Here is a 24,174-nt window from a genome sequence, read left to right as displayed (position 1 = left end):
TGATTCATCAGTGATTAGAGAGCAGCTTTTGATTCATTATCTGAGGTTGGAGGCGCAGCTCGGGCTTATCTTCGAAATCCTAAGTCCCGCGGCTTGTCCGCGGGATCTGATTTGAGCTCAAATAACTCTGGCTTAGAAATAACTCGCACCATGTGAGCTGAGGAATTAGCATTGAGAAATCTATCGAAATCAGGTAGGCGTTAGAAACTTTAAGTGAGCAATTCTTGAGTTAGTTGATCAATTAATCTACAATTCTTTTGTGGGCTTCCACTAAAGGAGACTTCATAATGAAATGGATTATTCTGTTAGGTAGTGTCATTTTAACGACAGGATGTTGCTGTGACCGTGCAGTTAAATACACACCATCCTACACACCGGTAATTTCTTATACATCTGCTGTGACCTACAAGCCTGTAGTCACTTACAAACCCGTTGTTCGATATCAACCTGTCTCGGTGACTCGAGTTGTAGCCCCAGCTGTTGAGACGGTTCCAGTTTATTCTTATTCTGTAGCGCCAGTGGGTGTCACTACAACTGCTGTTGATTATTATTATTGATTCTTTTCCTGGGTTATGAAGTAATTCCATAGCCCAGGTTATTAAAATGCATCCTGATTATTCGGTTTCATCCTTAGCGGAATAGCCGCACCCTTCTTGTGGGCAAAGAATCTGGCGGCCAAATTTTTTGCTTTCCTTAACGGTTAAAATGGGCCAACTACATTTCGGGCAGGATTGATCTATAGGTTCGTTCCATAATGCATAATTGCATTTAGGGTAATTGCCACATGAATAGAAAATTTTTCCCTTTCTTGATTTACGCTGTAAAATTTTTGCTTCATGGCATTTGGGACACTCAACGCCGGTATCAGCTGGTTTCTCTATGGGTTCCATGTGCTTGCAGTGAGGATAATTACTGCAGCCGATGAAACGGCCATAACGCCCGGCTTTGATATGCAAAGGGCTGGAGCATTCAGGGCAAACTCGCCCCTCAACCACCTCAGGCTCATTCTTTTCATTATCTTGTCCTGCTATATCTTGGGTGTAGTCACATTCAGGATATCCGGTACACCCAATAAAGCGTCCGCGTTTACCTAATCGGATAGATAAGGGTTTTCCGCATTTAGGGCACTTATCCTCTAAAATTTCCGAGGTTACATCCTTACGCTGTACTTGCTGATCTATCGTTTGGATTTGTTGTACAAAAGGTTGCCAAAATTCTTCTAAAACGGGGATCCATTCTTTTTCACCGCGTGATATGGCATCTAAAGTATCTTCAAGTTCTGCTGTAAATTTGTAGTCCACATAACGTGTGAAATATCCAGTTAAGAAACGGTTCACTATACGTCCAACATCCGTAGGAAAGAATCTTTTCTTATCTACTATCACATACTCGCGCTGTTGTAATGTATGAATAATCGATGCGTAAGTAGAGGGACGGCCAATATCATACTCTTCCAAAGCTTTAACCAAAGTGGCTTCCGAATATCTAGGCGGCGGTTCCGTGAAATGCTGATTGGCTACTATATCTTGAACTTTGACTTTTTCACCCACAGTCAATGCCGGAAGTAAAAGCCCTTCATTGTCGTCTTCTTTGGTATCATCGCGACCTTCCTCATATACCGCAAGAAAACCAGGGAAAGTGATTGTTGATCCATTGGCACGGAATAAATTGCCTTCTCCGCAACTTAAATCTACAGCAACCGTATCTAATATTGCATCTGCCATCTGACAAGCTACTGTACGCTTCCAAATCAAGCTATAGAGTTTGTATTGATCGGCAGTTAAAGCAGATTGAACCATTTCAGGCGTACGTTTTATTGAGGTAGGCCGGATGGCCTCATGTGCTTCTTGAGCATTTTTAGATTTGGTTTTGTAAATTCTTGGGCTTGCAGGACAATTGTCGGGACCATATCGGCCACTGATGTATTGACGCGTTTCTTCTATTGCCTCTGCGGATAAGTTAACCGAATCGGTTCGCATGTAGGTGATAAGCCCCACAGTACCCGTACCTATATCAATCCCTTCGTACAGTTGTTGGGCAACCATCATGGATTTTCGAGCAGTAAACCCTAATTTTCGCGCAGCTTCTTGTTGTAATGTCGAAGTGATAAAAGGAGGAGAGGGTTTTCTTTTGCGTTGCTTTTTTTCAATTTGTGTGACAATTAAATTGCCTTTTGCTTCTCGAATTAAATTTTCTTTTATTTGTTGCGCCTGTTCTTCCTTGTTTACTGTAAATTGCTGAAGTTTTTCATTGTTATAATGAGTCAAGCGTGCTTCAAAGGATACCTTTTCATGCAGACATTCAGCCAATATTTTCCAATATTCTTGAGGTATAAAACGTTCGATTTCTTCTTCACGCTCTACGATGAGACGCAGTGCCGGACTTTGAACTCGTCCTGCGGAAAGCCCCCTTCTCACTTTCTTCCATAATAATGGCGATAGATTAAAACCTACCAGGTAATCTAGTGCACGTCGCGCTTGCTGCGCGTTGACGAGATCCATAGAAATGGAACGAGGATTATTAACAGCCTCTTGAATGGCTGATTTCGTAATTTCATTGAAAAAAATCCGGTGTATGGGTTTGTCTTTTGTTAGATTTTTTTCTTTCATCAATTCATAAATATGCCAGGAAATGGCCTCACCTTCTCGATCAGGGTCCGTTGCGAGCAATAAGGAATCTGACTTTTTGAGCATTTTTGCAATGGTTTCAATATGCCGTGCATTCTTTTCAATTGGCGCATAGGTCATTGCAAAATGGTTTTCGGGGTTAACCGAGCCTTTACGCGCCGGCAAATCTCGGACATGTCCATATGAGGCCACTACCTCATAATCATTGCCTAAATATTTTTGAATGGTCTTTGCTTTGGCGGGTGACTCAACAATCACCAAATGTTTACTCATAGTAACGTTAACCTTATCCTTTTTACTTAATCCCTAAGCACCAAAATGTCCGAACTGTAACACAAGGACGGACATGATGCGGAATATAAATATCAACAATTTCTGGCAGTAAAATCGATGATTTTAATGTAATATAAATTCTTCTTCTGATTGATAAAGAACCAAATCAAGAAAAGAAAGCTGCTCTTCATTTAAAGTATTCGCTAAAGCATTTCTGATGGTCCATTTAGTCTCTTGAAGCGTCACAATCCGAGACTCAGAAAATTGCAATTGATTTAGAATCATTTCAAAGGATTCTGGGTTTAGTATATCCCATAATCTCATGCGCATAAGAAATTGGTAGCTGGCTTTAGTCAATTTCATTTGCTCATCATAGGTAAAGACTCGTGTGGAAGTATGCTGTTGCGGTTTTAAATGCAATACCTGGTTCTCCGAAGCAGAGTCCTCATCATCACTCAATTGTTCCGTAGCATCCTGATCAGCAGTTTTATGGCTTTTTTGCAGCTGGGTAAGACTTTTTTCAAATAAACTCAATAACATTTCAAATAAGTTATCTTTCATATACTAACACCTCATATAGCCACCGGGCACCGATACAACAGCCCCATTCAATTCTAATTCTGCAAGCTCACAAGTGACTTGCTCAATGGTGCATCCACTACGTAAAATGATCTGATCCACAGTAGTCATTTCAAAGCCAATGAACTTTACTAGGTTTTTATTCTCGCTGGCAAGAGGTAAAATAGCTTTATCAGCTGTTTGTTGTTCTGAATCAATCTGCAACTCTTCAAGAACATCAGCAACTGAAGTGACTAATTTGGCTCCTTGCTGCAATAGGTAATGACACCCTCGAGCCAGAGGATTGTGAATGGAGCCCGGGATCGCTAAAACATCCCGGTTTTGCTCCAAGGCCATTCGTGCCGTAATTAAAGAACCACTCTTGATTGCTGACTCAACAACCAATATGCACAATGACAAACCACTTATTATACGATTTCTTCGGGGGAAATGTCCAGCGATAGGAGGGCTTCTTAGTGGAAATTCACTCATCAACAGCCCATTTTTAGTAATTTTTTGTGCCAATACGCTATGTCGTTGAGGATAAATTCGATCGATTCCAGTACCCATTACCGCAATGGTTTGACCTGATGACTCCAAACATCCCTGATGCGCCTGGGCATCAATGCCTAAAGCCAAACCACTCACAATAGCCACTCCATGGGATGCAATTGCCTTGGCAAATTGTCGTGCATTTTCAGAACCTGTCACTGTGGGATTGCGGCTACCCACTATAGCCAATTTGGGCGCATTCAAGCAGGCAAGTTGCCCTTTTGCATATAAAACAATGGGAGGATCAGTAATTTCTTTTAGAATTGCTGGATATTCTGCTGAATCCCAGGTGAGTATATGATGATCCTCAGCCTGAGCTAGCCACTTAAGATCTTCTTGAACTAAATTGAGATCAAATTCAGCGATGGTCTGGGCCAAAGAAGAAGATAAGCCTTCCTGTATCAGTTCGTTGACTGAGTGTTCAAAGAGTGGTCGTAAATCAGGCCAACGTGTCTTTAATTTTGCAACAGTACGCGGTCCAACTTTTTCCATACGATTGAATGCAAGATAATACGCTAAATTATTCATGGATTGGTCACAGGATATAATAAATAAACAGGTCGAGTTGAGCGAACAATCAAAGCAAAACTGGCCTTGGTGAATACTCGAAAAACCATCAGTTCACCAATACGCTCTGGGGGCAATCGGATTGGGTATAACGGTCTTTTTGGATCCTGGATTTTACGGGATTCCTTATAAATCCCTAAAACATCTCCAGCTTCTAATCCATCTCGAGCCCCCAGACTAATGACAGCAACTCCTCCTACCGCCTCCTCAACATTTCCACTGGGCATCCCATTGGGCATATCTATGATAGAACCTCTCACTTTAAATAGAGGCGCTTTAGGAACAAAATCGACATTGAATTCTGGACTATTGTTGATAAGAACACTATCCAGTATTTTAATGCCTTGATGAATACTCGTTAATAAAATCGTTGCAGGCTCCCCTCCTGCAAGTAATTCAGCATATCCCACCAAATCTGCGCGATAGCCTAAAAGCTCTTTTGTTTTGGGATCCACATAATTTTTTCCCCCCCTGAAAATAGAATAGGAAGGAACTCCTCCCACGGGTAGTTGTTTCGAAGGATGTAACCCTTTCACATAAGCTTTATCGCCTTGTCCACCCAGCATGTGTTCTCCTACTAAAGACACAATATAAGGAGCCAGACTGACTGCATCTTGATCGAGTATCAGGGATTCATTCAAAAAAGGTTTAATATCATTCAACGGAATCGCGGGGATTGGATCATCTAAAGGTAATGGGCGCACATTGGGAGATAATTTGATGGTACCATTGGACAGCACTTTGATGAACGGGTTATTTTGCGCATATGCTAAAATGAGAACTGCCCCTGGATACAAACGATTGGGGTTCTTTATTTTAGGATTGGCATGCCAAAGTTCCTTCCACTCCCATGGGTTATGCAAATACTGACTGGCTATACTCCATAAGGTATCCCCGGGTTGTACCACATAGCGCTCTGGAGCATCGGATTTTAAGCTAAAAGCATAGGGCAAAGTCGAGAAAAAAAAGAACAATAAAAAGAGAAGCAATCTCATTAGAGTCAATCCTTTGTTGGAATATCTTGCAGCCTTTCACCAGATAAAGGATAATATTACCATAATTTTTGTGCAGAGAACCAGATAAACAATGGCTATTCATACGATTCTATATTTACCTGACCCTCGATTAAGAGAAGTAGCAAAACCGGTTGTTCAATTTGATGATAAGTTACAAAAGCTTATCGAGGATATGTTCGATACCATGTACGATGCGCGTGGAGTTGGACTTGCAGCGCCGCAAATTGGTATAGGTTTGCGTCTATCGGTGATTGATATTGTTGGGGACAAACAAAACCAATTGGTGATCATTAATCCCGAAATTATTGCTTCTGAAGGTGAAAAAAAGTTTGAAGAAGGCTGTCTCTCTGTTCCTGGAGCTTACGATACAGTCATACGCGCAGAAAAAGTGACCGTGAAAGCCTTGGATAGAAATGGTACACCATTTGAAATTAAAGCCGAAGGATTGCTCGCTGAATGTTTACAACATGAAATCGATCACATGAATGGCAAGCTGTTTATTGATCTGCTCTCTCCATTAAAAAAAGCCATGGCACGAAAAAAGCTCGATAAATACAAACGCCTTAAGGCGCGCAGGTGATGCATAGGATTGTCAATTATCCTGAAATTCATAACCCTCTGTGTCCCCAAATAAGTAGTTGATATGAATAAATTAAATATTGTTTTCGCTGGAACCCCCGAATTTGGTTTGCCTTGCCTTGAAACGTTATTCAATTCCAGGCATTCCATCCAAGCAGTTTATACCCAACCCGATCGCCCAGCAGGACGCGGCAGAAAATTACAGGCATCTGCTATAAAAGAATGGGCATTAAATCATGAGATTCCTGTTTATCAACCGCTACATTTCAAAAATCCTGAGGCCATCGCAGAGCTTGCTTCTTTAAAACCCGATGTTCTTGTGGTCATCGCTTATGGACTCATTTTACCCAAAACTGTTTTGGATATTCCTCCTTTAGGTTGTGTGAATGTGCATGCCTCATTATTACCTCGGTGGCGTGGCGCATCGCCCATTCAATCGGCCATCCTGCATGGAGATTCTGAATCTGGAGTTACGATAATGCAAATGGATGTGGGCATGGATACAGGGGCAATGCTTCATAAGGTGAGCTGCCCGATTACCGAATCCGATACAGCACAAACCTTGCATGATAACTTGTCGCAAATTTCAGCAGCCCCATTGTTACAAGCTTTAGATGAATTGGCGAATCATACCGCAAAACCTGAAATGCAAAGGAATGAATTAGCCACCTATGCGAATAAAATAAACAAAGAAGATGCCCGCATCAGCTGGCAACAACCTGCTGTATCCATTGATCGTCAAATTCGTGCTTTCAATCCCTGGCCCATTGCTTTTACTACTTTAGGTGATGACGTTCTGCGGATCCACAAGGCAAAAGTGATCTCAACCCCTTCTGGCCAAAAACCTGGAACAGTAATCCTTATAAATAAGGAAGGGATGTTAGTTGCAACCGGCGATCAAGGAATACTTGTAGAACGAATCCAATTGCCGGGTGCTAAAGTAATTACCATTGCGGATTGGCTAAATTCTCCCAAATCACAGGTTCGCGCAGGGTATGTATTTGAATGAATAAAAATGAACGACTGCATGCTTTAAAAATTTTAACCCAGTTATTGACAGAAAAATCATCCTTATCTCAGCTTATGCCCGCATCAGCTGATGTAACGCCAATGACCAAGGAGATCTGTTTTGGCGTTTGCCGCCATTATTTTCGTTTACAGACTTTAGCAGAATATTTGGTTCAAAAAAGACCGAAAGAGCTGGAAATTTGGGTTGCGCTACTTATTGGTCTTTATCAATTACATTTTATGCAGTTACCCGATTATGCTGTAGTCAAAGAGACAGTGGCATTGTTGGATAAAATTAAGAAAAGCTGGGCAAAGGGTTTAGTGAATGCCGTTTTGCGGAATTATTGTCGCCAACAAAAAGATATTATGTTACAGGTTCAAGAAAATCCGCTATTTATTTATGGACAACCTAAATGGCTATTGGAGCGGCTACAAAAAGACTGGCCGGATGAATGGCAAGCCATAGCCAGAGAAAATGACAAGCATCCTCCCATGACTTTAAGGGTGAACCTCCAAAAGATTTCGGTTGCTGAATATCTACATGCTTTAAACGAAAAAGGAATGGATGCCAAAATTCACCCTATCGCTTCTGAAGGAATTACTCTGGTGAATCCTTGTGATGTTCGGCAACTCCCGGGCTTTAGTGAAGGATGGATTTCGGTTCAGGATGGAGCAGCACAAATGGCTGCCTCTTTATTGTCCTTAAAACCCGGATTACGAATTCTCGATGCATGCTGTGCTCCGGGTGGAAAAACCTGTCATATTTTGGAAAAAGAACCCAGTTTATCTGCGTGCGTGGGTCTAGATGTAGATCCTAAACGATTAAAAAGAGTAAGAGAAAACCTGGAACGCCTTCAGCTGCATGCAACGCTTATTGAGGGTAATGCCCTAAATCCTTCTGAATGGTGGGATGGCCAGTTGTTTGATCGTATTCTGTTGGATGCGCCTTGTTCTGCTACAGGTGTCATCCGCCGTCATTCAGATATCAAATTATTACGGACCAGTGAAGAAATTGAATCGATTACTAAAATCCAGCAAGGAATGCTCGATAGCCTGTGGCCATTACTGTCCAGGGGCGGAAAATTGGTATACGCCACATGTTCAGTAATACCTGCTGAAAATGAGCAACAAATTGCAAATTTTGTTCAAACTCATTCAGATTGTACCATAATAAAAGAACCATTAACCTGTGGACGCGCCACAGCAAATGGCCAGCAAATTTTACCCGGTGAACAGAACATGGATGGATTTTTTTACGCGGTACTAGTCAAGGGATAATATTGCGATTAAAAAAGTAAATTTATTCAGGAATATACAATTTTTTTAGAATAGTTGGTTTTAAGAACAGGTTGTGAGACACTTTTTTTAAGAAGTGGTTCCAAAATGATTTCCGCTTGGAACAAGAAAATTTCCCAGGCAAGTGCGAAGCATACATCTGTATGAGATAAATTTGGAAATTTTCTCACAAGATGCACCAAATACTTAAGGAATTCTTTATATGATAATTGATTGGCCATTAATCACTGTCTTATTTTGCCTCTCTATACCTGGTGTGTTTATTGCTGTAAAGCGTTTAATCTATTTTTTATTAGCCAATAATTCTGACGAGCTCAAAAACAGACTAAGCCGTTATGCCATCTTACAAACTTTATTTATGGTTTTTATACTGAGTCTTGCAGGCGCAGTACTCTCTCCAACCACTGGATTACATGATTCTCTCCTAGACGCATTGTTACAGGGTTCAGCAGGAATTAGCGCTTTAACTCCTATTTTATTGCCTTTAGTATTGTATTCCTTTTTTGGCCTTATGGGCTTTTTAATTCTATATTATGGAATCATGGCCCGTCTCATCACCAAAACAAATATGGAGATTATGGCCAATTTGCGCAATGCACTTGGAGTAGATGGCTGTGTCCTTTATGGAGGTGTCGTAGAGGAGGTCATCGCCCGCTGGGGCTTAATGAATCTTGCTACCTTCTTCGCTTTTCTCTTTACAAGACAACATCCTGTTTTGATTATATGGCTTTCAATGTTGGTTAGCGGATTAATCTTTGCCATAAGCCAACTCCCTGCTTATCTAGCAGCAGGTTGTACTTCAAGCCGACGCTTTATTTATTCGCTTATTCTTCTTAACCTTTACACCTCTTTTCTTTTTGGATACTTATTTTGGCAATATGGTCTCCTCACAGCAATATTAGCCCACATGCTCTTTCATTTAGGTTGGGCTGCTTTTGATAATGTAAAAAAAATGTAAAACCATCCCCCCTTAATCTTGTCTTAACCTTCATCTTTTATTCTACAAGGGAATGTAGTCGTTGGGGGGTAGGACATGGCAGCTTTGAATAATCAATTTGCTGAATTAGTCAAGCAAATACAAAAAACACCTGATAATCAGATTTTAAAACAAGATTTGATTCAGCAAGTAACCAAGATGAAAGCTATAGCTCAAGAGAATCCAATGGTTTTAATTGAGAATAATCCTATGGCTCTATTTCATTTAGCTGATGTCTATCCGCCCAACTCTGCTAAATACAAACAAACCATGCGTCAGGCTGCTAATTTGGGATGCACACCGGCAATGGTGGTGATGATTAAAATCTTGGGCAATTCAAATGATACTGGCGATTTGAAAAAAGCCGTTCATTATTTAGCTATGCTCAAGAAGTCAGGCGATTCATACAACATAAGCCAAGCCCAATTGCTGGTGGAAGAAAATCCTCAGTTAGCCAAAGCGGTACAAGATCAGACGCAAGCAAAGCAAAAATTAAACTATGGTTTGACTCATCGTTTCTTTGCGCCGCAACAACCTAGTGATAACGATGAATCTATCGTGCATCGTGACAGACTTGCCTGTCCAGGTTGATCATTTTCAATAAGCCGCAGCCTGGGTGAAGCAAAGCAACCCAGGCCATGGTGAATACATTTCATGGTTTTAAACGATTAAGAAACGAAAATTCTTTTGAATTTCGTTTAAATCAAATTGATTTAGATATAAAGAAAAGCTCATCCAGGCACTTAATGCCGCAAGATCTTGAAAAGGAGGCGGGAGATAAACTGGATTGGTTAAAATTCCCCGTTCTTGCAATTCAGTGAGCAATGGCAAATCATCTAAAACCAGTTTTCCTGTAAACAATAGGGGTATAGAATCCACGTGGTTCTTGCTGATTGCATAACGTATGTAATTGTAAATCAGAACAAAACCTTTAGCATAGGAAAGATCTTTAGTGAAAGGTCCTCCTGTAGGAGTACTTCCCCGAAAAACACGTACAGTTTGATTGTAACTGTCTTCTTCGGTCAAACCACAATCCGTGAAATAATTATAAATATCCAGAAAATCTGCCCCCCGGGTAACCATGTCGAGGGCAATCACTCGATTGGTAATCTTTAACATACGGCTTGGATAGGACGAAAAAGTAACAACCTCCGTAATGACTGCCAATCCTTCCTGGATGACACTGCTTGAAGGGGAACCCTTAGAAAGAAAAAAACAATTAGGTTGCATGGAGCCGTTTAACGTAGTTCCCACGTGCACCCATCCTTCATGGACCTCCAGATAACGAAGATCGCGATCACTAAACATGGCTTGCTGGCTTAATTTAATACTGTCTGCTCCGGCAGAAGCATCTGCTATCATGTCGTCACTGATCATCACCGTCACTCTGCCGGGATGTTTATCAAAAAACTGCCCCAAACGAGCTTGCAAAATTTCTTGAGCCTGTTGTGGCGTATAACGTTTGATGTCCGCTTCGGATTGCAATTGAATGCTAAGGCCAGTCAATACATCAAAGAGTAAGGTTCCCATCTCTGACATTCGTGGCCCACCTGCATAAAATACGTCATTCGGACTACCATACAATTCCATTGCCAATTCAGAGAATGCAGGAGTACCCCGAACAGCGAGCATTTGTGTGGCGCGACTGTATTCCTCGCACTGCCGCCTTATCAAACGGGTTAACGTAGAATACTGTCCCAATTGATTTTGCGTGTCGCGTAAAATGATGCGAAACTCTTCTTGCTTTTCGTGCACATCAAAAGGCAACGGTTTTTTGTTATAGTATTCCTTATCAACGGACGGAAGTTTTTTCCCTTTGTTTTTAAAAAAGTCCTTTTTTATCGAATCATCCCATTTGATACTATCAAGAATCCTGATCTTGCGTTGCGCTTCCACAATACGCTGCGATAGTTCCTGAACGATAAGCAATTCAGCTGATTCTGATGGTGTCATAATAAACCCCTTTAGGATACAGGTGGAGCAATACTTACACGTGCATCCTGGTTCTGTTGAGGTAAATCATAAAAATTACTTATGTTATCCCTGGTTAAAGGTGGTGGAACCTCTAATGAGGGACCATTCCGACTATTTAAGTATAAATTCTCACCATTACTGGCATAACGACTGCACCCAGTAAGTACCAGTGCAGTGAACAGGATAAAACACAACTTTTTCACTTAAATTAACTCCAAACTTTTCATTAACTTTTCCAAAGGTTCCTGATGCTCTTTTGATAAATGCGTCATGGGCAACCTTAATTCATTCTCCATCAAACCCATTCTGCTTGCTGCCCATTTGATGGCAATTGGATTGGTTTCAATAAATAGTAAATCATACAATGGCATCAATTGCTCATTAAAACGTAAGCAAGCCGCATGATCACCGTCCAAAGCGCAATCACATAATTTAGCCATTAATTTTGGAACCACATTCGCAGCAGCTGAAATATTTCCCTTGGCCCCAGCCAACATCCAGGATGCCGCAGTAAAATCATCCCCACTAAATACATCGATACTGCCTTCAGAAAGACGTAAGATTTGTTGAAGACGCGTCATTTGACCTGTAGCGTCTTTGATTCCCACAATGTTAGAAATTTTAGAAAGTCTAGCTACTGTTTCAGGTAACATATCACAAGCAGTTCTAGTCGGCACGTTATAAAGAATGATGGGCATCGCGACAGCTTGGGCTACTTGACTGTAATGTTGAAATAATCCTTCCTGGGTGGGTCTGATGTATGCTGGTGTCATGATTAATGCGGCATGAGCCCCTTGTTCCATCGCTTCCCTGGTCAGTTGGATGCAATCACGTGTCGCATTCATACCCGTACCTGCAATGACAGGAATTCGTTCTTTAGCCTGCTCTACTACTGTTTTTATTACTAAAAGTTTTTCTTCATGGGATAAAGTACCCGATTCACCCGTAGTACCGGCTGCAACAAGACCATGACTCCCCATTTCAATATGAAATTCAACCAATTCGCGTAAACGAGGCACATCAACTTGATCGTTTTTCATGGGCGTTAATAAGGCTACTATGCTTCCTTTAAACATACCGTCCCCTGTTTTTATTATTCATATTCTAATACTACTGGAAAATAAAGGTCAGAGTAAGATTGGATACAAAAAAGTATGCATCAAAATGCATTGATGGTTATTAATTTTACATTAAATATTTTTTTTGTACTAAAATCATAGTGAAGATAAAGCAAGCATGATTTTAATTGCTTTTGATTTCTGCTTTATCCATGTAGGAATCGTAAAAACTATAAAAAGGAGTTCACTATGAAAAAAATAATTGCTCCCTTAGCCTTATTTGGATCATCACTATTGATGCTTGGGGGTTGTACAGGGACACAAATAGGTACTGCTGCTGGTGGTGCTGCAGGAGCTGGTATTGGCTATGCTGCAACTGGAGGTAGTGCTGTTGGTACCGTTATTGGTGCTGGAGCTGGCGCACTGGTAGGTAATGCCATTGGTCGAGATCAAGACAGGCGTGCTTATTACTACGGTCGTTATTACCGTCCTTATTATTACTACTAATCCCCAGCAGCAACTACAAAAATTTGCACCCCTGGTCTTCAATAGATCAGGGGTGTTTTTGTTAAGACAATTTAATTAAAACCCGTTTAAAACAAAAATATTTAATTTACAGCAATATTAAATTTCCATTGCTATACTTTTAAAAGAATTTTTAAGCAATTGATCAATAATTAAATAATACAAGGATTGTCATCATGAGATTAAAAAACAAGGTAGCAATTGTCACCGGGGCTGCTAGCGGGATAGGTAAAGAAATAGCCATAGTATTTGCAAAAGAAGGCGCGAAAGTCGCAATTGCCGATCTCAACCTGGATCAAGCTCAAAAGGCAGCCGAAGAAATCAAGTCTCAACACGGCGAAGCAATGGCAGTCGCGATGAATGTCACCAATGAAGATGAAGTCAATAAAGGTGTCGATGAAGTGGCAGATCATTTCGGCGGGATAGATGTTTTGGTCAGTAATGCTGGAATTCAAATAGTCCATCCTCTTGTTGAATTCCCTTTTTCTGATTGGAAAAAATTGCTTTCGATTCATTTGGATGGCGCCTTTTTAACCACACGAGCTTGCTTAAAGCATATGTATTCATCCGGCAAAGGAGGAAGTGTCATTTATATGGGTTCAGTCCATTCAAAAGAAGCCTCTAAGCTTAAAGCACCTTATGTGACTGCAAAACACGGTTTAATCGGTTTGTGCAAAGTCGTAGCCAAAGAAGGAGCAGAACATAACGTTCGCGCCAATGTGATTTGCCCAGGTTTCGTACGCACACCTTTAGTTGACAAACAAATTCCGGAGCAAGCTCAAGAGTTAGGGATCTCCGAAGAAGAAGTCGTCAAAAATGTGATGCTGAAAGATACTGTGGATGGAAAATTCACAACCACCGATGATGTGGCACAAACGGCATTATTCTTTGCTTCTTTTGAATCGAATGCATTGACAGGTCAATCATTAATAGTAAGTCATGGATGGTTTATGGAGTAACATCAATGGTGCGGGTAACAAAAAAAAATAAAATTCAGTTGCTCCATCCATACATTGCCTGTTGCTTTCAAGGAGGCGGGGCTTTGGGTGCTTATCAAATAGGTGTATTACATGCATTGGATGAAGCAGGTTATTATCCCAATTGGTTTGCCGGAACCTCCATAGGAGCAATTAATGCAGCTATAGCAGCAGGTAACCCTCCCAATGTGCGCATTGAAAAAATGCACCAATTTTGGAACACTATCGCAACCCCTTACGTCGTAGAGAATAGTCTGCTTTTCAATAATGAATACAGTCGAAAGCTGGAGCATTTTATTTCTGCCCAAACCACATTATTATTTGGTCAACCTGGTTTTTTTATGCCTCGTTTTCCACCCTTGCTGATGGGCTTTTATGACGCTCCAGATACGATAAGTTTCTATGATACCAAAGAACTTAAATCTACCCTTGAACAATTAATTGATTTTGACCGGTTAAATAATTCCAAAGAAGTGCGCATAAGCCTCGGTTCGGTTGAAGTGCGCTCGGGCCAGATGGTCTATTTTGATTCCAAGGACACCAAAATCGGACCCGAACATGTAATGGCCAGTGGCGCATTACCCCCTGGTTTCCCTGCGATTGAAATTGAGGGTAAGTTTTATTGGGACGGGGGAATTTCCAGTAACTCTCCTGTAACTTATGTATTGTCTGAAAATCGATCACCACGTAATTTACTCGTTTTTGCAATTCATTTATTCGACTCTTATGGTTTACACCCCACCTCTTTAGATGGTGTCTTGAAGCGTAAAAAAGACATTGAATATTCAAGCCGTTTCTCTAAAGCAGTGGAAATGTATCAGCAGATTCATAAATTAAAGAATTCCATTCATCTCCTTTCACGCTATGTACCGAAAGAAGAAAAAAATAATCCAGAAATTAAAGAGTGTATCCAACGGGGACGCCAATCAACGATTTCCCTGGTTCGCTTTTTATGTGAACATGATGAAACGGAGTTTTCTTCAAAAGATTACGAGTTTTCCAAAAAAACCATCGCGGAACGGATACAGCATGGCTATCATGATGGGAGAAAAGCCATTAATACTTCTCCTTGGGATCAACCAGTATCTAAAACAAAAGGAATTGCTGTATATGACATGTCATCCAAGCAACATATTAAAGACGAGGAGGAATGACATCGCTTTGCCGGAATGACCTTATACTATTGAAGCAACCTGGAGGTAGATTAAGGATTCGCGAGGAAAAGCCTTGAAAACTCGCAGACCTGTAAAATAAAACCCGGGTTTCGCTTCGCTTCGCCCAGGCTTCCAATTGATAATGGCTTATTGATCAGGTCACACCCCAGAAGCAGTCAACATCCAACGTGATTTTTCATGCGCTGCAATACGTTCACTAATTAATGCGACTGTTCCTTCATCAGCCTCTTCTTGGGCGATTTTTACTACGGCATTCAAATCTTTTACTAAAATTCCATGATCTTTTGCCAATTCATTGACCATGTCATTTGCATTCAGACTGGAATCACCATCTTTGATGGTTTTTAATTGATTCAAGGCAGTAAACGTAGCAGGTGCTTTATGGCCCATAATTAAAATTCGTTCAGCAATCCCATCTACCGCTTCGGCTAATTCTTGATATTGCATTTCAAATAATTCATGCAAACTTTTAAATTGGGGTCCTTTAACATGCCAATGATAATTTTGTGTTTTTAGATACAATGCGTACGTATCTGCTAAAACCACTTCTAGTTTCTTAATTAATGCGCCCATTGTTACTCCTGTTTTTGTAATTTAACTTCATTTTGGATGATACAATGCAAAAATTCTAGATTTTGTTTCGATTTCACGACCTAAATGCTCTGGTTTTTTTATTCAAAGTGCAGAACACCAGGTTACGCTCAAGAATAAAAAACCCGTCCAGAAGACGGGTTTTTAAAGGAACAGGTAACAGAGAGGCTTACATCATGCCGCCCATGCCTCCCATACCGCCCATTCCGCCCATGCCGCCCATATCGCCAGCACCAGCTTCATCTTTCTTAGGTAAATCAGCAACCATACACTCAGTAGTCAGCATTAAACTTGCTACTGAAGCAGCATTTTGTAATGCCATACGAGTTACTTTAGTTGGATCCAAAATACCCATATCAACCATGTCACCAAATTCACCTGTAGCAGCATTGAAACCATAGTTGTCTTTGTTTTCAGATACTTTGTTAACGATGACAGAAGCTTCATAACCAGCGTTAGATACGATCTGGCGCATTGGTGCTTCAATCGCACGACGTAGAATGTTGATACCCATGTTCTGATCGTCATTGTCGCCTTTTAAAGTATCCAGAGCTTTTTGCGCACGGATCAAAGCAACACCACCACCAGCTACAATACCTTCTTCTACAGCAGCACGAGTAGCATGTAATGCATCTTCAACGCGAGCTTTCTTCTCTTTCATTTCAACTTCAGTAGCAGCACCCACTTTGATCACTGCAACACCGCCAGAAAGTTTAGCAACACGCTCTTGTAATTTCTCACGATCGTAATCAGAAGTAGTTTCTTCGATCTGAGCGCGAATTTGTGCAATACGTCCATTGATGTCAGCAGCTTTACCTTCGCCATCAATAATTGTTGTATTTTCCTTAGTAACTACGATTCGTTTTGCAGAACCTAAGTCTTCTAAAGTAGCAGCTTCCAAGCTCTTGCCAATTTCTTCAGAAATGACTTCGCCACGAGTTAGAATTGCGATGTCTTGCAACATTGCTTTACGACGATCACCGAAGCCTGGTGCTTTAACAGCACATACTTTAACAATACCACGCATATTGTTTACAACAAGAGTTGCCAAGGCTTCGCCTTCAACATCTTCAGCGATAATCAATAAAGGACGGCCAGATTTTGCAACGCCTTCCAATACAGACAACATATCGCGGATGCTGGAGATTTTCTTGTCCACTAACAGGATAAATGGATGCTCCAATTCGCAAGTCATGTTTTGTTGGTTGTTGATGAAGTATGGAGAAATATAACCGCGGTCAAATTGCATCCCTTCAACAACAGACAATTCATTTTCAAGTCCGTTACCATCTTCGACAGTAATAACGCCTTCTTTACCTACTTTATCCATAGCGCTGGCAATAATAGAACCAATTGCCTCATCAGAGTTAGCAGATATAGTACCTACTTGAGCAATTGCTTTATTGTCTTTGCAAGGCTTGGACATTGTTTGTAATTTTTTGGTGATTGCAGTGACTGCTTTGTCAATTCCGCGTTTTAGATCCATTGGATTCATGCCCGCAGCAATGGCTTTGTAGCCTTCAACAACGATTGAACGAGCCAATACAGTTGCAGTAGTAGTACCGTCTCCAGCAGTATCAGAAGTTTTAGAGGCAACTTCTTTAACCATTTGAGCGCCCATGTTCATGAAGCGTTGATCAAATTCAATTTCTTTCGCAACAGAAACACCGTCTTTAGTTACAGTAGGTGCACCATATGCTTTTTCTAAAACAACATTACGACCACGTGGTCCCATAGTCACTTGTACTGCATCAGCTAATGCATTCACACCAGCCAACATTTGTAGACGAGCATCGTCCCCAAAACGTAATTCTTTAGCCATTATTTCTTTCTCCTAATGAAACGATTACTTCTCGATTACACCCATGATGTCGTCTTCACGCATCACAACCAATTCTTTACCGTCGATTTTCACTTCGGTACCTGAGTATTTGCCAAACAGAACAACATCACCGATTTTTACAGCCAAAGCGCGAACATCGCCGTTATCCAAGATTTTACCGGCACCAACAGCAACAATTTCACCGCGCATTGGTTTTTCAGTAGCGCTATCTGGAATTACTATACCACCAGCTGTGGTACGTTCTTCTTCCATACGACGAACAACAACTCGGTCGTGTAAAGGACGAATTTTCATTTTTTTATCTCCTGATTAATTAATCTATAAAGTCAGTTTGCAATGTTACTGACTGGCATATGGGGCCAATGAGATAAGTTTCAAGGGTAAACACAAAAAAAAATTGATTTTAATTTTTATTCACACTGCATGAGGTTCTGATATAGTTACGTATATATTTGTGTTAACCCCTGTACTCCAAAGGTTTGACAATGAAAAAATGGTTTTTATTGCTCGTTTGCTGCTTCACTGCCTTAACGCTTCATGCAAACCCCCTTCCTGCATCAGAAGTATTCCATGTGAATGCAACTAAAGTAGACCCGAACACTTTTGCGATCAATTTCCAGATCAAACCCAACTATTTTCTTTATAGTGATCGGATTAAATTAACCATTAAAAAAGATGGAGCAATTCAATTAGGGGATTTGCGGTTTCCCCCAACAGAGAAGAAAACAGACAAACTGGGTCATGAGTACACAGTATATCGCAACCAGGTGACCATACCCGTCGGAATATTAGGTAATAATGCCGGTAAGGCCTTAATTGATTTACATTATCAAGGTTGTTCTGATGATGGTTTTTGCTATGCTCCTGAAACGAAAACAATCTCACTGACCATTAATGGAGATCTGGCTTTATCCAAAGTCAGTCTGGAACAAAGTTCCAAGGAAAAGCCTGAGGTTAGTGAAGAAACCCAAAATGATGCTGTAGCGGAACTTTTTACTCATAACTGGTTTTTTATACTCATTTCCTTTTATGGATTTGGATTACTTTTATCATTTACCCCTTGTATTTTGCCCATGGTTCCAGTGTTATCCGGAATTATTATTGGACATGGTAAAGAAATTACCACAGGAAAAGCGTTTTTTCTCTCCTTAAGCTATGTATTAAGCATGTCGATTACCTATTCCATCATAGGTGCAGTGGTGGCTTTGTTAGGGGCAAATCTGCAAATTAGCATGCAATCACCTTGGGCTATAGGCATATTCAGTCTTATTTTCCTTTTATTGGCTATATCCATGTTTGGGTTTTATGAGTTCAAATTACCTCATTCCTGGCAAGCAAAAATACATGGGTCAAGTAATCGAAGAGGCGGTCATTATTGGGGGGCGGCAATAATGGGATGTCTTTCAACATTAATTCTTTCGCCTTGTGTCACTGCACCTTTGATTGGGGCCTTAACCTATATTGCACAAACAGGAAACATTCTTTTGGGCTGCCTGACACTCTTCGTACTCGGTTTGGGAATGGGTACACCGCTACTGCTTATCGGTACATCTGCAGGTAAATGGTTGCCTGAGACTGGCAGTTGGATGAATACCATCAAAGCACTGTTCGGCATTATTTTTATTGCCGTAGCCATTGAGCTCATGTCACGTATCGCCCCCTCCTTGTTCACCATGATTTCGTGGGCTTGCTTGCTCATTTTTTCTGGAATTTATAGTGGCGCGCTGACCTATTCTGCGACCCATAGAGAAAAATTTAACCAAGGCATTGGACTCATTTTATTAGTATACGGTTTCTTGATTTTAATTGGCGCCAGCATGGGGGCAACAAATCCCTTACAGCCCTTAACTGTACAAGCAGCAAACGCCACGACGATTCAATCCCAAGTACAGGATTTAGAAACCATCAAACAAAAAATAGCGGATGCGCGTGGACAACCTGTCATGTTGGATTTCTACGCAGACTGGTGCACATCCTGTAAAGTCATGGAAGCAACAACCTTTAAAGATCAACGTATCCAGGAAGCATTAGCCCGTTTTATGGTGATAAAAATAGATGTCACCGCCAATAATACCAACAATAAAGCCATACTCAATTACTTTCAGGTTGTAGCCCCCCCTACTTTCCTCTTTATCGATGAGCAGGGAAAAGAAATGAATCATTTCAAATTAGTTGGTGAAATTTCTACCAATAAGTTTTTAAAAACACTGAAACAAATTTAGTAATGGTTATTTTTTATATTCTCTTCTGCTGGCTTTCATTCAGATATAGACTCAAGTTCTTTCTTTTGTAAGAACTTTTTTAATACAAAATCTACTTCCTCCAAATTTGATCCCTCATTTTTATGAACTATAGTTATATTGGCACTGGGGAATAAGAAAGTCGGAAATTCCGTCTAAGGATGAGATAATGGAAAGTCAACTCATTGTTAAAAAAGAAGTTTCTGCAGCAATTCCTTCAAAATATGGCTCATTTGAACTTTCATTGTTCACGACAAATCAGGATAATAAAGAACACCTGCTACTCACTTTTGGTGCAGTACACGATGCTGATGATATTTTAGTCCGCATTCATTCAGAATGTATGACGGGTGACATTCTTGGCTCTCTACGTTGTGATTGCGGTGATCAGTTGCAAATGAGTATGAGTCAAATTGCAATCGAAGGACGCGGTATCATCATTTATCTTCGCCAAGAAGGACGGGGTATCGGTTTAATTGATAAATTACGTACGTATAATTTGCAGGATGAGGGAAAAGACACCGTCGATGCAAATTTAGCATTAGGTCATGGAGAAGACGAGCGTTCTTATGAAGTAGCAGCTCATATTCTAAAAGAACTACAGATTAAGTCTTTCCGCTTACTCACGAATAATCCTCAAAAAATTGAAGCATTGAGTCAGTATCAACTGAATATTACCTCAAGGGTTCCTATCAAAGGTTCCATTCATTCGCATAACGCATTTTATTTATTAACAAAACAGCAAAAAATGAATCATGTTTTTGAAGAGGATGACCTGAAACAATTACAAGATATTTGTTTTTCTTTAAAAAAACAAAAGCCTTTGGTGACCTTGGCCTATGCTCAAAGTTTAGACGGCTCTATCTCATTTCACCGTAAAAAAAGGCTGCTGCTGAGTTCTCAAGAATCACTGGTTATGACCCATAAATTACGTTCGGAGAATGATGCAATATTGGTAGGCGTAGGGACCGTTATTGCCGATGACCCGCTTCTTACGGTACGTCATTATAAAGGCGAAAATCCCCAGGTTGTGATTTTAGACAGTAAGCTTCGCATCCCTCTTACGGCAAAAGTTTTAAAAAATGCCAAGCCACCCATTATATTTACTACATCGAAGGCAGATAGTGAAAAACAAAAAAAACTGATGCAAATGAACGCGCAAATCCTATGTGTTGATCCGACACCTGATGGTCGTACGGACTTAAAACAAATCCTGGAAAAACTTTACTTATTGGGTATTAAGACACTTATGGTAGAAGGTGGAAGGGCCATTATTACCAATTTTATCAATGAAAATCTAGTGGATAAAGTTTTCATTACGGTGGCTCCGATTTTCGTAGGTGGCGTGTCTGTTTTAGCAAAGGAAATAAAAGAGAATTTAGGCTTCCCCCAATTAAAAAATGTACTTCAGTACAAATTGGGAAGAGACATTATTATCATGGCTGATATTGAAAGGAATTTATGAAAAATCATGTTTTGTATTTTAATAAACCCCATCAAGTATCTGTCAGAGAAGAATCAGTACCCAAACCCAAAATGGATGAAGTATTGGTTCAAAATGTTCTCTCCGGGATAAGTTCCGGTACAGAAATGCTTTTTTATCGGGGGTTAATACCTACTGATCTCTGCATGGATGAAAAAATTCCTTCGCTGAACCATCAACTCAATTATCCATGCAAATACGGTTATTGTTCTGTAGGTAAAGTCGTGGGCATAGGGCATAAAAAATTAAGTCACTTATTGGATCAATGGGTTTTTGTTTTTAATCCTCATGAGCGTTATTTTTGTGCCCATGAGCAGCAAATTAGGGTGCTGCCGCCAAATCTATCTCCGCAAGATGCTTTATTTATACCTAATATGGAGACAGCGATTAATCTCATATTGGATGGTTCGCCATTAATTGGCGAAAATGTGCTTATTTTGGGACTTGGCATTGTAGGTCTTTTGACTACCGCATTATTACAACAATTTCCGCTGACAAGTCTGGCAGGAGTAGATTTATATGAAAAAAGAAGAAATTTATGCAGGGAACTGGGCGCTGAAGATACTTTCGATGCCACCCATGCAAACCTTTCTGGTCAATTGAACCGATACCTTGAAGCACTAAAACAAAATACTATAGATCTTATTTATGAATTGACTGGAAATCCACAAGCCCTTAATACCGCCATTTCCTTAGCTTCGTATGAGGGAAGGATTGTTCTGGGCTCCTGGTATGGTAGTAAATCCTGCGCTATTGATCTGGGAGGCCGTTTTCATCGAAATCGGATTAAGGTAATAGCAAGCCAGGTGAGTACTATTGCCTCTGAACTTCAAGGCCGCTGGTCTAAAGAGAGACGATTTCACGTCGTTTTTAAAATGTTGGAGAAAATAAGACCATCACGTTTTATTTCTCATAATTTTCATATCACTGATGCGAATAAAGCCTATCAACTATTGGATTCTAATCCGGATGATACGTTACTAATCGCTTTAACTTATGAGGAGTAGTGAGATGCATCGTTTAATGTTAAGAAAAAATTTCATAGCGCAACATTTTTTAACTGGAAAAGATTTTGGACCTGAAAATAGTAAGCACTCACATCATTACAGTATGGAGCTGGAAATAGAGAACAGGAAACTTGATCAATTTAATTTTCTCATTGATATCGTAGATGTGAAAGAACATCTTGATGACCTAATCTCCTATTTTAATGACAAAACGTTAAATGAGCTCCCTGAATTTAAAAATCAAAACCCAAGTCTTGAACTTTTTTCTAAAATTCTCTGGCAAAAACTAAGCAATCAATGTGTTTTTCCTGAAGAGAGCCAAATTACAGTCAAACTATGGGAAGACGACATTGCCCAAGCAACTTATCGAGAACGATAATGAGGGTTGGATTAATTATCTATGGATCCATCAATGCAACTACAGGTGGATATATTTATGATGACAAACTTGTAGAATACTTACGCGCACAAGGTGTGGTCGTCAAAATTTTTTCTCAAGAGAAAAAAGGATTTTGGGGCTGCGTTAAAAATAATTATTCTTCTAAAATCTTTCGAGAAATTATTGAGTTTTCACCACATATTCTTTTGCAAGATGAAATGAATTTCAGTTCATTATTTATATTGAATAAAAAATTACAAAAAATCACTCATATTCCTATTATAAGCATTGTGCATCTGTTACAAGCCGATGCATTGCAGACTTTTTTTTTAAAGTGGATGACTAAAAAAATTGAATCGAAGTACCTCAAATCAGTTCATGGATATATTTTTAACAGCCTGTCCACGAAGAAATCCATTACCAACATGATTGGGGAAAAGAATCTTTCGGTGGTTGCCTACCCCGGGAAGGATCGACTCCAATTGAATGTCATGAAAGAGTACATTTCATTTAAGTGTCAGGACAATAAACTGATGATTATTTTTATCGGCAACCTGCTTTATAACAAGGGATTACATTTATTGATAGAGGCGTTGGGGGAGATAGATTTCAAAATGTGGCAATTATCCATCGTAGGGGGGCTTCATTATGATTCGAAATATACCCAAAAAATTCTTAAGCGGATTACCGATTTAAAACTTGGTGATAATATAAAAATACTGGGAGCTCTGGATATAGAAAATTTAAAAAAAGAACTTTTGCCCCAACATGTATTGATTGTTCCTTCCTATTTTGAAAGCTATGGTATTGTATATACTGAAGCAATGGGCGCAGGAATTCCTGTAATTGCCAGCAAAACAGGAGGAGTGCCTGAAATTGTGAATAATGAAATCAATGGTTTTTTGATTAGCCCTGGTGACACCACCATGCTTAGGGATTACATTTTAAAATTAATTGAAAATCGCGACCTGCTTAAAAAGATGAGTTTTTCTTCCCTTTCTGCGTATCAAAATTTTCCTTCATGGAATGATTCTATGGCCAAAGTATATGAATTTCTGAGAAAGATAAAGAATGCACAACCTTTACCTTGTTTGCAAGAAAGGTTCCCGCCTACGCGAGAATGACATTCGAGACAAACAAAAACTCATCTAGAAATTAAGTTCATTCCAAACAATGTTAATGCTCTTTTAAAGGAGTTTTATTGAACCAATTCTTATCGTTCAAGGCAAGAGTCCATTATTCAATTCAAGCCGTCATCCTCGCATAGAGGATTCCATCACACAAAATAAGCTGTCATCTCCGCATAAGGGCAATTATTAACCAAAAAGCTGCCAACTTGCATAAGGTGAATTTCATCTCTCAAAATTAGCTGACATCTTTGTATAGGATGAATTCCATCTCCAATACTAGCCTGTCATTCCCGCGTAAGGCGGGAATCCATCCTGCAATCAAAGTGAAAAATTAACAACT

At 40.0% G+C, this 24,174-nt stretch carries 24 protein-coding genes; 14 read left to right on the top strand and 10 right to left on the bottom strand.

From position 1 onward, the window contains the following. Positions 1 to 287: 287 nt before the first annotated feature. Positions 288 to 557 (top strand): hypothetical protein, encoded by a 270-nt coding sequence (locus BU07_RS0104095; RefSeq protein ID WP_031563837.1) that lies wholly within the window; start codon positions 288 to 290, stop codon positions 555 to 557. Positions 558 to 614: 57 nt separating this feature from the next. Here the strand turns inward: BU07_RS0104095 and topA are convergent, their stop codons facing one another. From topA to BU07_RS0104075, 4 genes are all read right to left on the bottom strand, one after another. Next, a complete protein-coding gene (gene topA, locus BU07_RS0104090) occupies positions 615 to 2,900 on the bottom strand; it encodes a type I DNA topoisomerase (protein WP_031563836.1) in 2,286 nt (761 codons plus the stop codon). 123 nt (positions 2,901 to 3,023) lie between these two features. Beyond that, positions 3,024 to 3,461: a DUF494 family protein gene (locus BU07_RS0104085; protein ID WP_031563835.1), complete on the bottom strand. Its 438-nt coding sequence runs from the start codon at positions 3,459 to 3,461 to the stop codon at positions 3,024 to 3,026. 3 nt (positions 3,462 to 3,464) lie between these two features. Then, positions 3,465 to 4,538 (bottom strand): DNA-processing protein DprA, encoded by a 1,074-nt coding sequence (dprA, locus tag BU07_RS0104080; protein ID WP_031563834.1) that lies wholly within the window; start codon positions 4,536 to 4,538, stop codon positions 3,465 to 3,467. After that, positions 4,535 to 5,572, bottom strand: coding sequence for a LysM peptidoglycan-binding domain-containing protein (locus tag BU07_RS0104075; protein ID WP_031563833.1), 1,038 nt, complete (start codon positions 5,570 to 5,572; stop codon positions 4,535 to 4,537). The genes dprA and BU07_RS0104075 overlap by 4 nt, the downstream gene beginning before the upstream one ends. Positions 5,573 to 5,663: 91 nt before the next feature. Here BU07_RS0104075 and def point away from each other — a divergent pair, with 91 nt between their 5' ends. The 5 genes from def (at position 5,664) to BU07_RS0104045 (ending at position 10,043) form a co-directional block, all read left to right on the top strand. After that, positions 5,664 to 6,173 carry a peptide deformylase gene (gene def / locus BU07_RS0104070; protein WP_031563832.1) on the top strand — a complete coding sequence of 170 codons (510 nt, stop codon included), beginning with the start codon at positions 5,664 to 5,666 and terminating at the stop codon, positions 6,171 to 6,173. A 63-nt stretch (positions 6,174 to 6,236) separates the two neighbouring features. Beyond that, the gene (gene fmt / locus BU07_RS0104065; protein ID WP_031563831.1) at positions 6,237 to 7,181 is read left to right on the top strand and encodes a methionyl-tRNA formyltransferase; all 945 of its coding nucleotides are present in this window, start codon (positions 6,237 to 6,239) and stop codon (positions 7,179 to 7,181) included. Next, positions 7,178 to 8,458, top strand: coding sequence for a 16S rRNA (cytosine(967)-C(5))-methyltransferase RsmB (gene rsmB / locus BU07_RS0104060; protein ID WP_031563830.1), 1,281 nt, complete (start codon positions 7,178 to 7,180; stop codon positions 8,456 to 8,458). The genes fmt and rsmB overlap by 4 nt, the downstream gene beginning before the upstream one ends. A gap of 220 nt (positions 8,459 to 8,678) precedes the next feature. Further along, positions 8,679 to 9,434: a CPBP family intramembrane metalloprotease gene (locus BU07_RS0104050; RefSeq protein WP_031563829.1), complete on the top strand. Its 756-nt coding sequence runs from the start codon at positions 8,679 to 8,681 to the stop codon at positions 9,432 to 9,434. A 75-nt stretch (positions 9,435 to 9,509) separates the two neighbouring features. Beyond that, a complete protein-coding gene (locus BU07_RS0104045) occupies positions 9,510 to 10,043 on the top strand; it encodes a hypothetical protein (protein ID WP_031563828.1) in 534 nt (177 codons plus the stop codon). A gap of 69 nt (positions 10,044 to 10,112) precedes the next feature. Here the strand turns inward: BU07_RS0104045 and BU07_RS0104040 are convergent, their stop codons facing one another. The 3 genes from BU07_RS0104040 to dapA are packed head-to-tail and all read right to left on the bottom strand — an operon-like array spanning position 10,113 to position 12,502. Beyond that, positions 10,113 to 11,405 (bottom strand): flavohemoglobin expression-modulating QEGLA motif protein, encoded by a 1,293-nt coding sequence (locus BU07_RS0104040; protein WP_031563827.1) that lies wholly within the window; start codon positions 11,403 to 11,405, stop codon positions 10,113 to 10,115. A gap of 11 nt (positions 11,406 to 11,416) precedes the next feature. Beyond that, on the bottom strand, positions 11,417 to 11,629 hold the full coding sequence (locus BU07_RS0104035) for a hypothetical protein (protein WP_031563826.1): 213 nt from the start codon (positions 11,627 to 11,629) through the stop codon (positions 11,417 to 11,419). Further along, positions 11,630 to 12,502, bottom strand: a complete 873-nt coding sequence (dapA, locus tag BU07_RS0104030) for a 4-hydroxy-tetrahydrodipicolinate synthase (protein WP_031563825.1) — start codon at positions 12,500 to 12,502, stop codon at positions 11,630 to 11,632. It abuts the gene before it with no gap. 231 nt (positions 12,503 to 12,733) lie between these two features. On the opposite strand from dapA, the gene BU07_RS0104025 reads away from it, so the two are divergent. From BU07_RS0104025 to BU07_RS0104015, 3 genes are all read left to right on the top strand, one after another. Further along, positions 12,734 to 12,991, top strand: a complete 258-nt coding sequence (locus tag BU07_RS0104025; RefSeq protein ID WP_031563824.1) for a glycine zipper domain-containing protein — start codon at positions 12,734 to 12,736, stop codon at positions 12,989 to 12,991. Between the two features lie 194 nt (positions 12,992 to 13,185). Further along, the gene (locus BU07_RS0104020) at positions 13,186 to 13,968 is read left to right on the top strand and encodes a 3-hydroxybutyrate dehydrogenase (protein ID WP_031563823.1); all 783 of its coding nucleotides are present in this window, start codon (positions 13,186 to 13,188) and stop codon (positions 13,966 to 13,968) included. A 5-nt stretch (positions 13,969 to 13,973) separates the two neighbouring features. Continuing rightward, positions 13,974 to 15,140 (top strand): patatin-like phospholipase family protein, encoded by a 1,167-nt coding sequence (locus BU07_RS0104015; protein WP_031563822.1) that lies wholly within the window; start codon positions 13,974 to 13,976, stop codon positions 15,138 to 15,140. Between the two features lie 159 nt (positions 15,141 to 15,299). Here BU07_RS0104015 and BU07_RS0104010 read toward each other — a convergent pair whose 3' ends face one another. The 3 genes from BU07_RS0104010 to groES all read right to left on the bottom strand — a co-directional run bounded on the left by BU07_RS0104010 (position 15,300) and on the right by groES (position 17,889). Beyond that, a complete protein-coding gene (locus BU07_RS0104010) occupies positions 15,300 to 15,734 on the bottom strand; it encodes a Dps family protein (RefSeq protein ID WP_031563821.1) in 435 nt (144 codons plus the stop codon). Between the two features lie 187 nt (positions 15,735 to 15,921). Then, positions 15,922 to 17,574, bottom strand: coding sequence for a chaperonin GroEL (gene groL / locus BU07_RS0104005; protein WP_031563820.1), 1,653 nt, complete (start codon positions 17,572 to 17,574; stop codon positions 15,922 to 15,924). Positions 17,575 to 17,598: 24 nt separating this feature from the next. Beyond that, a complete protein-coding gene (gene groES, locus BU07_RS0104000) occupies positions 17,599 to 17,889 on the bottom strand; it encodes a co-chaperone GroES (RefSeq protein ID WP_031563819.1) in 291 nt (96 codons plus the stop codon). A 191-nt stretch (positions 17,890 to 18,080) separates the two neighbouring features. Between groES and dsbD the strand changes: the two genes are divergently transcribed. The 5 genes from dsbD to BU07_RS0103975 all read left to right on the top strand — a co-directional run bounded on the left by dsbD (position 18,081) and on the right by BU07_RS0103975 (position 23,828). Next, positions 18,081 to 19,817, top strand: a complete 1,737-nt coding sequence (gene dsbD / locus BU07_RS0103995; RefSeq protein WP_031563818.1) for a protein-disulfide reductase DsbD — start codon at positions 18,081 to 18,083, stop codon at positions 19,815 to 19,817. Positions 19,818 to 20,004: 187 nt separating this feature from the next. Further along, positions 20,005 to 21,300 carry a GTP cyclohydrolase II gene (gene ribA, locus BU07_RS0103990; RefSeq protein ID WP_031563817.1) on the top strand — a complete coding sequence of 432 codons (1,296 nt, stop codon included), beginning with the start codon at positions 20,005 to 20,007 and terminating at the stop codon, positions 21,298 to 21,300. Continuing rightward, positions 21,297 to 22,325: a zinc-dependent alcohol dehydrogenase gene (locus tag BU07_RS0103985; protein ID WP_031563816.1), complete on the top strand. Its 1,029-nt coding sequence runs from the start codon at positions 21,297 to 21,299 to the stop codon at positions 22,323 to 22,325. Before ribA ends, BU07_RS0103985 begins: the two co-directional genes overlap by 4 nt. 4 nt (positions 22,326 to 22,329) lie before the next feature. Then, positions 22,330 to 22,704, top strand: a complete 375-nt coding sequence (locus tag BU07_RS0103980) for a 6-pyruvoyl trahydropterin synthase family protein (RefSeq protein WP_031563815.1) — start codon at positions 22,330 to 22,332, stop codon at positions 22,702 to 22,704. Then, positions 22,704 to 23,828 (top strand): glycosyltransferase family 4 protein, encoded by a 1,125-nt coding sequence (locus BU07_RS0103975; protein ID WP_051635455.1) that lies wholly within the window; start codon positions 22,704 to 22,706, stop codon positions 23,826 to 23,828. The genes BU07_RS0103980 and BU07_RS0103975 overlap by 1 nt, the downstream gene beginning before the upstream one ends. Positions 23,829 to 24,174 lie beyond the last annotated feature (346 nt).

It is taken from the genome of Legionella wadsworthii DSM 21896 = ATCC 33877, assembly GCF_000701265.1.
Taxonomy (GTDB): domain Bacteria; phylum Pseudomonadota; class Gammaproteobacteria; order Legionellales; family Legionellaceae; genus Legionella; species Legionella wadsworthii.
This window is presented reverse-complemented; position numbering and strand designations above follow the sequence as displayed.

Coding starts and splice junctions, on each gene's coding strand:
- rsmB (WP_031563830.1), top strand. CDS start 7,178: ATGAATAAAAATGAACGACTGCATGCTTTAAAAATTTTAACCCAGTTA.
- dapA (WP_031563825.1), bottom strand. CDS start 12,502: ATGTTTAAAGGAAGCATAGTAGCCTTATTAACGCCCATGAAAAACGAT.
- dprA (WP_031563834.1), bottom strand. CDS start 4,538: ATGAATAATTTAGCGTATTATCTTGCATTCAATCGTATGGAAAAAGTT.
- BU07_RS0104050 (WP_031563829.1), top strand. CDS start 8,679: ATGATAATTGATTGGCCATTAATCACTGTCTTATTTTGCCTCTCTATA.
- ribA (WP_031563817.1), top strand. CDS start 20,005: ATGGAAAGTCAACTCATTGTTAAAAAAGAAGTTTCTGCAGCAATTCCT.
- BU07_RS0103980 (WP_031563815.1), top strand. CDS start 22,330: ATGCATCGTTTAATGTTAAGAAAAAATTTCATAGCGCAACATTTTTTA.
- BU07_RS0103975 (WP_051635455.1), top strand. CDS start 22,704: ATGAGGGTTGGATTAATTATCTATGGATCCATCAATGCAACTACAGGT.
- BU07_RS0104075 (WP_031563833.1), bottom strand. CDS start 5,572: ATGAGATTGCTTCTCTTTTTATTGTTCTTTTTTTTCTCGACTTTGCCC.
- BU07_RS0104045 (WP_031563828.1), top strand. CDS start 9,510: ATGGCAGCTTTGAATAATCAATTTGCTGAATTAGTCAAGCAAATACAA.
- fmt (WP_031563831.1), top strand. CDS start 6,237: ATGAATAAATTAAATATTGTTTTCGCTGGAACCCCCGAATTTGGTTTG.
- groL (WP_031563820.1), bottom strand. CDS start 17,574: ATGGCTAAAGAATTACGTTTTGGGGACGATGCTCGTCTACAAATGTTG.
- BU07_RS0104025 (WP_031563824.1), top strand. CDS start 12,734: ATGAAAAAAATAATTGCTCCCTTAGCCTTATTTGGATCATCACTATTG.
- dsbD (WP_031563818.1), top strand. CDS start 18,081: ATGAAAAAATGGTTTTTATTGCTCGTTTGCTGCTTCACTGCCTTAACG.
- BU07_RS0104010 (WP_031563821.1), bottom strand. CDS start 15,734: ATGGGCGCATTAATTAAGAAACTAGAAGTGGTTTTAGCAGATACGTAC.
- def (WP_031563832.1), top strand. CDS start 5,664: ATGGCTATTCATACGATTCTATATTTACCTGACCCTCGATTAAGAGAA.
- BU07_RS0104095 (WP_031563837.1), top strand. CDS start 288: ATGAAATGGATTATTCTGTTAGGTAGTGTCATTTTAACGACAGGATGT.
- BU07_RS0104020 (WP_031563823.1), top strand. CDS start 13,186: ATGAGATTAAAAAACAAGGTAGCAATTGTCACCGGGGCTGCTAGCGGG.
- BU07_RS0104015 (WP_031563822.1), top strand. CDS start 13,974: ATGGTGCGGGTAACAAAAAAAAATAAAATTCAGTTGCTCCATCCATAC.
- groES (WP_031563819.1), bottom strand. CDS start 17,889: ATGAAAATTCGTCCTTTACACGACCGAGTTGTTGTTCGTCGTATGGAA.
- BU07_RS0104085 (WP_031563835.1), bottom strand. CDS start 3,461: ATGAAAGATAACTTATTTGAAATGTTATTGAGTTTATTTGAAAAAAGT.
- BU07_RS0104040 (WP_031563827.1), bottom strand. CDS start 11,405: ATGACACCATCAGAATCAGCTGAATTGCTTATCGTTCAGGAACTATCG.
- BU07_RS0103985 (WP_031563816.1), top strand. CDS start 21,297: ATGAAAAATCATGTTTTGTATTTTAATAAACCCCATCAAGTATCTGTC.
- topA (WP_031563836.1), bottom strand. CDS start 2,900: ATGAGTAAACATTTGGTGATTGTTGAGTCACCCGCCAAAGCAAAGACC.